The sequence below is a fragment of the Paenirhizobium selenitireducens ATCC BAA-1503 genome, from assembly GCF_000518785.1.
GTDB classification, from domain to species: Bacteria; Pseudomonadota; Alphaproteobacteria; order Rhizobiales; family Rhizobiaceae; genus Allorhizobium; species Allorhizobium selenitireducens.
This window is the reverse complement of record NZ_JAEG01000015.1, coordinates 24,819-36,609: the sequence shown is the minus strand read 5'-3', so window position 1 is coordinate 36,609 and position 11,791 is coordinate 24,819. Positions and strand designations below refer to the sequence as shown.

Sequence of the window (11,791 nt, the reverse complement as noted above, 5' to 3'; positions counted from 1 at the left end):
AAATTACATTGACTCTAGACATTCCGGTTTTCCATTCGGGTCGAGGCGCTTGGGCGCAATGGCGGACCGCTCGCAAACAACAAGCCCCATTCCGGCCGATTCAACAGGACGCTGTAGACGGGGATGACATAGGTAAAAATCACCCAGTCGTAGGTCGTACCGTGCAGGAACAGACGGGGTGAGTTCAGGATGAAGAGCGCCGCAATGAACTTCTCGGAATCCGTGCCACGTCTGAAAGCCTTGAACGCGACGAGGTAGGGAAGAACGAGAAAGGCGAAGGTGAAGGCAAGCCCGAAGAAGATGCCGAAATCCTGATAGGATTGCAGCAAGGGAAAATCGAGCTGGCGGGTCCTGTAGCCTGCCCCCGTAAGCGGATTGCGCATGAAGTTGTCGATGCCGATCTCGCGGGAAATTCGTCGTCCTTCTGCAGAGGCTTCGTACTCCGTACTGCCCGACAATGTACTGACACCTGACATCATCAGGTCCAGGGTGTTGGCAAGCCTGTCGCGTAGGCTGGGCACAGAGGAGAAAACCAAGGCCGCAATCACGAATGCCGTGCCCGTGTAGATCACCACGCGGCGTAGCGCGAGCTTGCCGATCCGGTTGAAGAAGTAGAGCGAGAAAACTGCGGCCACCAATCCCACGAGAACCGAACGCGTGCCGGTTCCCAAGATCACGATGATGGAAAGGCCGAGCACGGCGATGGAGCGCAGCCAGGCTTTGCCCATGAAGACCATCGAGTAAAGCGCCGCGAGCGTGCCGCCGGCGATGGCATAGGCGGTCAGCGTGTAGGCGGAGTTGTCGAAGGAAACGCGACCCCGGCCGCCGGAGTAGGAAAAGATCGCCTCGCGGTTGAAGGCGAGGAAGAACATGAGTTCGATCAGGCCGACCATCAGGAAGCCGTCGACGACCCGCGACTTGGCGATGTCCGCCTGGCTCAGCAGGCCGAGATAGACCACGCCGAAGAGCAGCCACAGGAAGATCTTGGTGTCCTGATAGTAGTAGGCCGACGTCACCGAAACGAGAAAATAGAGGAGAATCGGCAGGAGATAGAGCACGTGATAGGCGGTCAGCGAGACGGTACGTTTGTAGGACGCCGCAAAGAGCATGCTCATGCCGATCGCCAGCGCGATGGCGATTTCGACGAAACTGTCCTCACCCGTGCCGCTCGTCTTCACCCAGGCGAGGATGTAGCCCGAATAGACCAGCGCCATGCCCGCCCCGGAAACGAGCAGCAGCCTTGAAATCCAGACGGATCGCTGAGGACGGGTGTTCACGCCTGTCTCCCTCCGGCGACGATATCGACGATGCGTCCCACCATCTTGTCGCTGGTGAAATGGGCCAGCGCATGCGCGCGGGCCGCCCGGCCCATCTCAGTAAGATGCGGCAGATCTGCGAGGACGCGCCGGAGCGCGGCAATGAAAGCCGCCTTGTCGGGTCCCTGGATGTGCCACCCGGTTTGTCCGTCGATCACGGTCTCGCCCGGACCGCCGGCCTTGTGGGCGAGCACCGGCTTGCCGAGCATCATCCCCTCGATCACCGAAAAGCCGAAGGGTTCCGGGTCTAGCCGGCTGTTCACCACGACGTCGCAGATCTTGTAATACGACGCCACGTCGCTGATCGGGCCGGTGAAGTGCACGCGACCGGCAAGGCCGTGGCCCTGGACGAAGGTCTGCAACTCGGTGGCATAGGCGCTGTCGAGAGGCCCGCCACACAGCAGGAGATGAACGCGGGCAGCCTCCTCGCCGAGTTCCGAAAGGGCTTCGGCGAGCCGCCGCTGACCCTTGTCCGCCACCATCCGGGCAAACACGCCGAGCACGATGGCATCCTCCGGGATGCCGAGATCCGCGCGACGAATGGTGCCCGGAACAGCCGGATCGAATTCTGCCGGGCTGATACCGAGATGGCAGACGTGCCGCTCGAAGTCTCCGGGACCGATCGTGGTGTCGGTGAACCGGCTGTTGGCGATCGGCACGACGTTCAGGTGCCTGAAAATGATACGATAGACACGTCGGTTGAGATCGAAGGGATAACCCGAGCTGATTGCATTCGGCATGAGCCAATAGGCCCGAATGCCCGACAATCGCGCGGCAAGACCGGCGAGCAGTACTTCCGCCGGACTGCGCAGCAACAAGGTGCCGGCACCGCTTCTGCGGATCTCCCGGCGAACCACGGCAACGGCCTTCAATTGCGTCACAGCACGCTTGAGCAAGAGCAGGAACTTGCCCGCCCCGCTTCCCTGCAGGGCCGGAGGAGGCTGAAGCCCGCCGGCGGTGACCTCGACGCCGCGCGCCCGAATGAGGGCCGCGATCTCGCCTTCCTGCAGGACAAGGGCCGAGACGGGCACGCCCCGCGCCTGGAAACCGGAAAGCAGGCTCAGCCAGCCACGACGAACGCCGTATCCCTCATTGCCCAGGATGAGGCCGACGACATGCAGCAAAGCAACCTCGCTGGACACAGAAGCCGGTTCAGCCTTTTGGTTGGTCACGCGGTGTACCATGGCTCTCATGCCCGCCTGTTAATCGCAGGGACGAAGTAGCCCAGCACCTTGCGATTGGTTAAAAACGTCACCGCGAGAAAGACGGCTATTGCCGCGCCCGCCACACCTGCGGCTATAAGGAGTTGTTCCACCGCACCCGGCACAGGCCCGAGCCATTGTTTGAAAGCAATGACAAGTGCCACGATCAGGAAGAAGGGTGTTGCCGATTGCAGGAAATAGCGCCCGATATCACCGTAGTGGAATTCAAGGGAGCGCATCGCCACAGGGAAAGCCAAAAGACCGGTGACCCCCCGATGGAAGGCAACAGCGACGGCCGCGCCCGACAATGCGCCCAACCAGGCGCCAACAGCTGCAAAGATCATGATACCAAGCGCGTCATAGACCAATAGCATCGTGCGCTGACGCCATCTGCCTCGGGCCTCGAGCGCAACGGCCGCCATCGATGCGAGGACGCGCAATGGGAACGTCACCGCGATCGCGACCGCAACGAAGATCGACGGATCCCATTTCCCTGACCAAAGAGAATGCACGGCTTCGGGAGCAACGGCCACGATACCGAGGCAGATGATCGACGACAGGAAAATAATGGTTTCACTGGCCTGCGCAAAGGCCCGCTTCAGACGCACCGTGTCGTCCTTGATCTTCGAAAAGATCGGCATCAACGTCTGGCTGATCGCCAGGGACAACAAAAGTCCAACATTAGCCGTCAGCATGAAACCGAAGTAATAATAGCCCAGTTGTTCTTTGTCGAAGAGCCTGCCGAGGACGAGGTAGTCCCCACTCTGGGTAAAGCCAAAGATGTAACTGGACAGCATCGTCCATTTCAGTGCGCTGAACACCGACCAAAAGGAGGCAGGCGAAAATCTGAAGTTTATGTCCAGAACCCCCATTCGGCGGATGTAGACAAGATGCATCGCAACGGCGGCAAACAATGTGGCCAGAGCTATACTGAAGCTTTCAGTACCGAAATAGGCGGATAGCAAAAGCGCGATATAGTAAATCGCCGTATAGGTCGTAGAATAAATCGATATGGTTTTGAAGCTGAGAGCGATGCTCTGCTTGGCCGTATAGATGCTATTGATACTGATGATCGGTATCGTAATCGCACTGACTGCCAGTATGGGCAGCAAATCGGGCATGCCGTAGCCGGCAGAGAGTCCCAATGCGATGAGAAAGAGAACAACGGCTCCGGCGGAGCCCAGATAGAAGGCAAATCCGGCAAAATCGGCCGCAATACGCTCGTATTCGCTCTGGCGTTGAACCAGGACTTTTCCGACGCCGGAATTTTGGAAACCTGACACGAATGCAAGTGCCGCGGTGGCAGCAGCAAAAACGGCGTAGGTCTCGACGCTCAGCAGATGACCCAGGACAATCTGGCTGACGATTGACATGAGTTTCGCAAGCACGACCGTGATGCCAGTCCATGCCATACCCTTGGCTGCGATTGAACGGCCGGGACCTCTACCCTTGTGCAACATCAGCCGTTACCCGTGAGTGCCGAGAGGAAGAGCTTGCGGGACTCCGCAACCCTACTGTCACGCGTCAATCTCAGATCTGCCGACAAATCACTGGCGACCACACGATCTATCTCGTCCGCACCCGCTTCCGGACTTACGCTACGCGAAGGCTCCCCCATCCACTCCAGCAACGAGAGTATCTTCTGTTCCTTGCCCAGCGTTCGAAATACGCAGAAACGTGTCTCGTACTTCAGGGAAAGAGCAGCGCCATGGAAAAGGGAGGTAATGTGGTAACGCGCGTGTTTGACGTAACCGATCCATTCACGCGGCGTAGCCGGAACGTAGAGGTCCGGGTGACCAGGGTATCGGACGCCGACAGTCACAGCCCTCAGTCCCAGCGACCTCGCTGCCTCTAGAGCCTGCGCCACTTGCTGCGCCTTCATGGCGCCGGACAGCATGACATAATCACTGATAGGCGGTTTGATAGGGTCCAGATCCGCCAGAAAGGTCGGGTCCACAACCCGCTTCGCCTCAAGGCCCAACTCGCCAACGAACGCCAAGGTCGTCGGATCCCGGACGAGGATGGTGGAAAAATCCGTCAAGGCCTTTTTCATCCTGGCACGCATGTCCGGCGACGGCTTGTAGGAACCGACCGACGCCGCATAGCTGATCTTAAGCACGCCCGGACGGCCGGCAAAATCGAGAATGTATGGCGCCATATAGCCACGATAGTTGCCAAAGTTCCAAAGTTCGTCGCTGCCGCACACAAGGGCATCATAGCTTTGACTCAAGGCGGGAATCTGCGAGCTGAAAAAAGCACTGCGATTCGAGACTTTTGCCATGCCGAAAATCGAGTTGCGAAAGCGCTTGTTGCTCGCCAGCTCGCGTTTAAGCCCCTTGAAATCCAAACGCCTGATGGCACGAAGCAAGGTCATGTTCCGACGAATTTCATGCCTATACGGCCGAAAATCGATCAGTTCCGCATCAAAGCCCTCGCTAGCCAGAAAGCGTTGAACCGAGGCGGCCTGAAGCTGCGCGCCGAAGTTGTTGGTGTCGTGATAGGTCAGGATTCCGACTTTCATCACATCACCTTCCGCGGGAGCGAAACAAGATCCGGATCATCAATGAAGAGGACATCCTGCAACTCGCGGCGCGGCGATTGTGCGACCAGATATTCCTCCCTGAGTGGGCCGACAGCAATCATGGTGATGATGACTTCCTTTTCCGGAATCCTGCACACGCTCCTGAACTTGCTGTCGGAATGGGCGGGCTGGCTCCAGTTCAGCATGCAGGTCCCGACACCAAGTGAATGGAACGCATAGACGAGCGCCATGGCGAACAGTCCACCATCCACGAAGCCTTGGTTCCGCTCCCCGACTTTGTAGAAATTGCTGAGATCCGACGTGCAGACCACCAGAGCCGATGCTGTGTCGCCGAACCCTTTGTTGCCATCCTGAAAACGTAACAACAAATCGATGTCGGAAGGCTTGGTAAAAATGTAGGCTTTCCCGGTTTGACGGTTGCAGACCGAGGGAGCACGCTGTGCCAGACGGACGGCATGTTCCAGGCATGAAAAGTCGAACGTTTCGCGGGGACCGAAGAGCCGAATGCTTCTTCGACTCTTAAAAAATGCATCCGGATCGTTCGGCAAGGTGGCGATAAGATCGGCGCGGCGCATGGTGATAGCTCCGGCTTCAATCTCTTCGCTTTTAGACAGTTCGGGAAAACGCGCTTTGAGTGCATCAATCTTGGCCGAGATCTCCGGAAGATTCAAATCGCGGGCAGCATGGAAATCAACCAGCCGCTCGATGGTCGCTAAGGAAATTTTCTCGACATGGGAGACATTCCATCGTTCCGATGTTTCCCCAATAATTCCAAGCAATTGCTTTATCTTATCCTGACCGAAGCCTGGCCGCGGCGCTGGCAGGACCATGCCTTTTTCCAGTGCGTGAGAGATCCGTAGCATATGAGAACGCGCAGTGTCCGGATTGCGCAGAGGCCGACCATTTTGCGAATAGCTCCAAAATCGTCGGAGATCTACGAAGTAAGAATATACCGCGCTAAGCAAGACACGCGCTCTCGTGAAAATAGTCATGAGGGTAACCGCCATGATTTTTTGCGCCAGTAGACCGAAACAGAACTGCCGATCAGGTGAGATTCGCGACGAGGCTGGCCATACCCACATCCTTTGCCAAATGTGCTGCCCGCTCGATTCTCATACTATAAGAACTGTCAACCTCATCGCGTGCGCTTCGGATGCGCGCCGCCATCAGCTCCGCGTTTCCGGGCGCGATGAGAATGGACGCCTCACCCAAAAATTCCGCAAGTTCCGTATTTTCATTCGCCGTCACCAGCACCCGCCTGCCACTTGCCAACATGCCTCCGAGCTTCGAGGGAAGCACCAGATCGGCGGCATCCGGCTCTTGCGGAAGGACGTGTAGGTCCGGCATATTGAGAAACGCGTTCAACCGAGCATAAGGTTGAAACGGGAGGAAACGAACGTTGCCAAGATGGCCGTAACGCGCCTTCAGTTCCGCTTTGTTGGGTCCTTCGCCCGCTATCACGAAATGGATTCGTTTCTCGTCTGCCAGCCGCTCGGCGGCCTCTAGAAGAATATTCAGCCCCTGCTTGGCTCCGATATTGCCGGAGTACAGCACGACAAAATCTTCATCCGAGAAGCCGAACTCTGCACGATAGGAACTTGCGCCGTTCATCGGATAGATATGCGACAGATCCACCCAGTTGCGGACGATCGCCACGCGATCCGACGAAACTCCCTTTTCCGTGAGCTTCTCGGCCATGCGATTGGAAATGGTGATCACCTTTTCGAACTTGCGAAGCGTCATGCGCTCAAAGGCATGGCCGATGGCCTTCAGCCACTTGAACCCGGCCAGATGACCAACGGCAAAGGCGGCGTCGACTTCGAGGTCCTGTACATGCAGAACGGTCCGTGCCCCCACGAGCCAGGCGGCGAACTGCGCGACAGGTGCGGCAAAAAGGGTGGGCTCGACACAGAAGACGGTGGCCGGCCGGCGCTTGACGATCTGCCAGAACACCACGGGCGCCGAGGTCAGCGCAAAGCTTGCAGGCGCCAGCAGTCGCCAGATGCCGCCCATCTTCTCGCGCAGAAGTAGCGGCACGCGATACACCAGAACGCGCTCCTCCTGTTTCCGGGAATAGCGGTTGCCATGGCTCTGCTGAACCTTCCAGCCGGGATAGTGCGGCGGGGTCGTGACCACGGTCACATCGACGCCAAGGCTCGCGAGGTGATCGGCGATTTCGCCGGTATAGCGCCCGACGCCCGCCATTTCCGGGGCGTAGTTCATCCCGTAGACGAGGACCTTGCTTGCCGTCAGGCTTGCAGCTTCAGTCGATTGCCTTGCGACCGGAAGGTCCTGCAACGGGGCGGTTCGGAAGATGTCGCTCATGCGTGGGTCTCCGCCTTGCGATCGACGAACTGCCCATCCTGAAACGCCTGGTAAGCCTCGGCGATGCCCTGCGCGAGACGGATCCTGGGCGCCCATCCCATGCTCCGCAGCCGCTCGGCACTCATCAGCTTGCGCGGTGTACCGTCGGGTTTGGAAAGGTCGTGCTCGATCCCGCCGCCGAAGCCGACGACATCGCAGACGAGCCTGGTGAGCTCGAGAATGGTGAGATCCTCGCCGAAGCCGACATTGACGTGGCTCTCTTGCGAATAGGACTTCATCAGGAAGACGCAGGCGTCGGCGCAGTCATCCACATGGAGGAATTCACGGCGCGGCGTTCCCGTTCCCCAGATCGTGATGGCGCCAGCGCCGGATTGCTTCGCGTCATGCGCCTTGCGGATCAGCGCCGGCATGACATGACTGGTATTCAGGTCGAAATTGTCGCCCGGCCCGTAGAGATTGGTCGGCATGGCCGAGATGAAATCGCAACCGTGCTGGCGTCGATAGGCCTGGCACAGCTTGATCCCTGCGATCTTGGCGATCGCATACCATTCGTTGGTCGGCTCGAGTGCGCCGGTCAGGAGCGCGTCCTCGGTGATCGGCTGGGCAGCAAACTTGGGATAGATGCAGGAAGAACCAAGAAAGAGCAGCTTCTCAACACCGCTGCGGTAGGCGGCGTGGATGACGTTGGCCTCAAGGATCAGGTTCTCGTAGAGGAAGTCGGCCGGATAGGTGTCGTTGGCGAGAATGCCCCCAACCTTGGCCGCAGCGAGGAAGACGGCGTCCGGATGTTTTTCTTCCATCCAGGCTTCGACTGAGTCCTGCCGCCGCAGGTCCAATTCGCCGCGCTCGGCCGTCAGCACCTCGCAGCCTTCCGAGGCAAGCCGGCGAACGATGGCCGAGCCGACCATGCCGCGATGCCCCGCGACCCAAACCCGCTTTCCAGCCAGATCGTACATCAATCAGGCCTCTTTCATGATCGTCGCGGTCTGCATTACCTTGAGGTCTTCGTTGACCATTTCCCGGCACAGCGCCCTGACGCTCGTCTCGTGCTTCCAGCCCAGCTTCTCGTGCGCCTTGGTCGGATCGCCGATCAGCAGGTCGACCTCGGTGGGGCGGAAGTAGCGAGGATCGACCTCCACGATGCACTTGCCGGTGACAGCGTCATACCCCTTCTCGTCCACACCGTTGCCGCGCCATTCGAGCCGCATGCCGACGTCCTCGAAGGCCCATTCGACGAACTTGCGCACTTCCGTGGTTTCGCCGGTCGCCAGAACGTAGTCGTCCGGAATATCCTGCTGCAGCATCAGCCACATGCCGCGCACATATTCCCGCGCATGGCCCCAGTCGCGCTTGGCGTCGAGATTGCCGAGATAGAGCTTCTCCTGCTTGCCGAGCCGGATCGCGGCTGCCGCACGGGAGATCTTGCGGGTGACGAAGGTTTCGCCGCGCAGAGGGCTCTCGTGGTTGAACAGGATGCCGTTGCTGCAATGCATGCCGTAGGCTTCGCGGTAGTTGACGACGATCCAGTAGGCATAGAGCTTGGCGGCCCCATAGGGGCTGCGGGGATAGAACGGGGTCTTTTCACTCTGCGGCACTTCCTGCACCAGGCCGTAGAGCTCGGACGTGGACGCCTGATAGAAGCGCGTCTTGTTCTCCAGCTTCAGGATGCGGATGGCCTCAAGGAGCCTGAGCGCGCCGATGGCGTCCGAATTCGCGGTGTATTCCGGCGTCTCGAAGGACACCGCGACATGGGACTGGGCCGCCAGATTGTAGATTTCGTCCGGCTGGCACTCCTGCACGACCCGGATGAGATTGGTGGAATCCGTCAGGTCGCCATAGTGGAGCTTGAACCGCTGATCCTTCTCATGCGGATCCTGGTATATTTGCTCGATCCGCCCTGTATTGAACGACGATGATCTGCGCTTGATTCCATGGACGATATAGCCTTTTGCAAGCAAAAGCTCAGCCAAGTAGGCCCCATCCTGCCCCGTTACGCCGGTTATCAGAGCTACCTTCGCCATTTATTCCCCTTTTTGCAGATATTCCAGCGCACCAGCGTATACATTTAATTTAAGCGATGTATCCATTGATAGACTTACACTATTAGTCGCCGTGGTGCAGCGCAACAAGATAGATTATGATTGGTTAACGTCAATCCCCGGACAGAGTAAATGACCAAACCTATTGCGTTTGCGCCTATTGAGGCAGAAAACCGTTATTCATGAGGCAACTCAGATGAAATAATAGGCAAAAACGCTTCATAACCAAAATTGGTCGATGAAGTGGATAAGAACGTCACGATATTGCCATTCATCGTCGGATGAACATCGTTTGACAGGAAATTCTATCCTGTTTGCCGCCGTTCACGTCGACTGCTGGACAACAAGCGCCAAGCACCGATACAACCGCGTTTCATTGTTCCGACAGGCCGGGGCGGCGTGATGACGATGAGGCGGCGCCCTTTCGTGCCGCCGGATATCCTTGCGTCAAAGCACCGTTTGACCAAGGATTGAGAACTGTGCCGGGTGGAAATCAGGCGACAAGGGAGTGGAGCGATGTCATTGACAAGCGAAAGCCGCGAAGACGGTGTCATGACGAGCCGCCTTGAGAGGGCGCTCTTCTTCGCCTTCGTTGCGATTGCGGTCGCGGGCCTGCTGCCGCGGGGCTCGGTGTCCATTGAAAGCACGAACGTCTTCGCCTCGCTGATGCTCGTGGTGACAATGGGTGCAGCGGTCCTTCTGGGAGCGCCGCAGCGCGCCTACGGGTTGTTTTGTGCCGCCTTGTCGATACTCGTTGTGATGTCGCTATGGATCTTCCTGCAGACGGTCGATCTTTCCGCCACTGGCTTTGCCAATCCTGGCTGGCCTGAGGCGAATTCGGCCAGCGGACGCAGCGGCGGCACGATCTCGGTCGCGCCGGCCGATACGCTATCCGCCCTCATCCAGATAGCCGCCCCGTTTGTCGCCTTCATGGGCGGGCTCGTCTTCTGTCATTCGGAGGCGCGGGCAAGCAGCATGCTGCGTGCGCTGGCGATCTCCGCCGGCATCGTCGCGACACTCAGCCTCGTCCAGTACCTGGTGTTTCCCAACTACCTGCTGTTCTGGGAAAAGCGCGACTATCTGCGCAACTTCACCGCGGTCTTCGTCAACCGCAACACTGCCGCGACTTTTCTCGGCTTCACGACGGTCTTGCTCAGCGGTTTGCTCTGGCAATCCGAACAGGAGGGCACGCTGACGGCGCTGTTCCGCCGGTTGACCGCCGAAAAACCTGTCCGCAAGTCTCGCGGGACTGGCCAGGTCATCCTGCTTCTTTGCCTGCTCGTGCCGACTTTCGCCGGCCTGATGCTGACCCAGTCGCGCGCCGGCATTGCCAGCACATTTGTCGCCATGCTGTTTTTCCTCACCTATCTGGTGGCGACGCGACAGCAGTCCTCGCGCTACGCTTCTCCGGTCAGGAGCAGGCAGACACGCTCAAGACTGATCGCGATGGCAGCCGTGCTCGCCGGACTGATCGCCATCGGACTGGTGTTTTCCGGACGCGTCATCCTGAGGGCCGAGGTGGGGGGCATGGACGAAAGCCGCCTGTGCGTGGCTGCCGGCATTCTTCGCGCAATATCGGACTACCCGTTGACCGGCATGGGTTTCGGGACCTTCGAAGCCGGTTTCCCCGCCTACCGCTCGGCGGAATGCTCCATCGAAGGCGTCTGGGACCGGGCCCACAATTTTTATCTGGAAGGCACTCTGGGCCTCGGCGCGATCTTCCTGGTCAGCCTGGTGATCGCCGTCGGCGCCCTGATGAAGAGCTTCATGACCGGCCTCAGGGAGCGGCGCAAGGCCCGGATCTATCCGGCAATGGGCATCGCCATCCTCATTCTCGCCATGCTCCATTCAGCCCTCGACTTTTCCCTGCAACTGCCGGGTTTGGCGTTGTTCTTCGCCGCCGTGCTGGCACCGCTGGCTTCCATCTCGCTTGGCCGCACCAAAAGGTCAGGATCAACCCGCTAGATCGGCCAATTTCGGTGCCGTGAACGGGTTCGACGGTCCAGATCCGACAGTTCTCGTCGGCAGATCCCGTGCGCAATCGCTGCTGAGGCAGCTTGGCATCCTTCCAAGGTCGCCTTTATCTTTTCCTTATGCCTCCTTGACGACTCCGCAATCGAAATCTGACCCCGACAGTCCTTAATTCTATGCCTGCATCAACAGGAGAAACGGACATGTCCGACCTCATCTTCCTCGCGCTCGGCGGAGGCACGCTTCTCGTGCTGGCCCTCTACGCCCGCGCCCTCGACCGGCTATGACGGAGGCAAGCATGATTGAACCTCTTTTCGGCCTTTTCGTCGCCGTCGCCCTTGGCGTCTATCTCGTGGTCACGCTTCTGCGACCCGAACGCTTCTGATTTTCGAGGAG

The 11,791-nt window shown here is 58.7% G+C and carries 10 protein-coding genes; 2 read left to right on the top strand and 8 right to left on the bottom strand.

Going from position 1 to position 11,791, the window contains the following annotated elements:
* Window positions 1-14 precede the first annotated feature (14 nt).
* The 8 genes from L867_RS0117465 to gmd all read right to left on the bottom strand — a co-directional run bounded on the left by L867_RS0117465 (window position 15) and on the right by gmd (window position 9,406).
* Window positions 15-1,277 carry an O-antigen ligase family protein gene (locus L867_RS0117465; RefSeq protein WP_146086549.1) on the bottom strand — a complete coding sequence of 421 codons (1,263 nt, stop codon included), beginning with the start codon at window positions 1,275-1,277 and terminating at the stop codon, window positions 15-17.
* Window positions 1,274-2,488, bottom strand: coding sequence for a glycosyltransferase family 4 protein (locus L867_RS0117460; protein ID WP_169734092.1), 1,215 nt, complete (start codon window positions 2,486-2,488; stop codon window positions 1,274-1,276). Before L867_RS0117460 ends, L867_RS0117465 begins: the two co-directional genes overlap by 4 nt.
* A 17-nt stretch (window positions 2,489-2,505) precedes the next feature.
* A complete protein-coding gene (locus tag L867_RS0117455) occupies window positions 2,506-3,930 on the bottom strand; it encodes an oligosaccharide flippase family protein (protein ID WP_028738068.1) in 1,425 nt (474 codons plus the stop codon).
* 47 nt (window positions 3,931-3,977) lie between these two features.
* Window positions 3,978-5,039 carry a polysaccharide pyruvyl transferase family protein gene (locus L867_RS0117450; RefSeq protein ID WP_028738067.1) on the bottom strand — a complete coding sequence of 354 codons (1,062 nt, stop codon included), beginning with the start codon at window positions 5,037-5,039 and terminating at the stop codon, window positions 3,978-3,980.
* Window positions 5,039-5,890 (bottom strand): nitroreductase family protein, encoded by an 852-nt coding sequence (locus tag L867_RS27835; RefSeq protein WP_210163650.1) that lies wholly within the window; start codon window positions 5,888-5,890, stop codon window positions 5,039-5,041. The genes L867_RS0117450 and L867_RS27835 overlap by 1 nt, the downstream gene beginning before the upstream one ends.
* 214 nt (window positions 5,891-6,104) lie before the next feature.
* Window positions 6,105-7,385 carry a WcaI family glycosyltransferase gene (locus L867_RS25620; RefSeq protein ID WP_051439063.1) on the bottom strand — a complete coding sequence of 427 codons (1,281 nt, stop codon included), beginning with the start codon at window positions 7,383-7,385 and terminating at the stop codon, window positions 6,105-6,107.
* Window positions 7,382-8,341, bottom strand: a complete 960-nt coding sequence (fcl, locus tag L867_RS25615) for a GDP-L-fucose synthase (protein ID WP_051439062.1) — start codon at window positions 8,339-8,341, stop codon at window positions 7,382-7,384. The genes L867_RS25620 and fcl overlap by 4 nt, the downstream gene beginning before the upstream one ends.
* 3 nt (window positions 8,342-8,344) lie before the next feature.
* Entirely contained in the window at window positions 8,345-9,406 is a 1,062-nt protein-coding gene (gmd, locus tag L867_RS0117430) for a GDP-mannose 4,6-dehydratase (RefSeq protein ID WP_028738066.1), read from the bottom strand.
* 534 nt (window positions 9,407-9,940) lie between these two features.
* On the opposite strand from gmd, the gene L867_RS0117425 reads away from it, so the two are divergent.
* Window positions 9,941-11,389 (top strand): O-antigen ligase family protein, encoded by a 1,449-nt coding sequence (locus L867_RS0117425; RefSeq protein WP_051439061.1) that lies wholly within the window; start codon window positions 9,941-9,943, stop codon window positions 11,387-11,389.
* 289 nt (window positions 11,390-11,678) lie between these two features.
* Complete coding sequence (gene kdpF, locus L867_RS28215) at window positions 11,679-11,780, top strand: K(+)-transporting ATPase subunit F (protein WP_084638606.1); 102 nt, start codon at window positions 11,679-11,681, stop codon at window positions 11,778-11,780.
* The last annotated feature ends 11 nt before the right edge of the window (window positions 11,781-11,791 follow it).

Coding starts and splice junctions, on each gene's coding strand:
- kdpF (WP_084638606.1), top strand. CDS start 11,679: ATGACGGAGGCAAGCATGATTGAACCTCTTTTCGGCCTTTTCGTCGCC.
- L867_RS25620 (WP_051439063.1), bottom strand. CDS start 7,385: ATGAGCGACATCTTCCGAACCGCCCCGTTGCAGGACCTTCCGGTCGCA.
- gmd (WP_028738066.1), bottom strand. CDS start 9,406: ATGGCGAAGGTAGCTCTGATAACCGGCGTAACGGGGCAGGATGGGGCC.
- L867_RS0117425 (WP_051439061.1), top strand. CDS start 9,941: ATGTCATTGACAAGCGAAAGCCGCGAAGACGGTGTCATGACGAGCCGC.
- L867_RS27835 (WP_210163650.1), bottom strand. CDS start 5,890: ATGGTCCTGCCAGCGCCGCGGCCAGGCTTCGGTCAGGATAAGATAAAG.
- L867_RS0117450 (WP_028738067.1), bottom strand. CDS start 5,039: ATGAAAGTCGGAATCCTGACCTATCACGACACCAACAACTTCGGCGCG.
- fcl (WP_051439062.1), bottom strand. CDS start 8,341: ATGTACGATCTGGCTGGAAAGCGGGTTTGGGTCGCGGGGCATCGCGGC.
- L867_RS0117455 (WP_028738068.1), bottom strand. CDS start 3,930: ATGGCATGGACTGGCATCACGGTCGTGCTTGCGAAACTCATGTCAATC.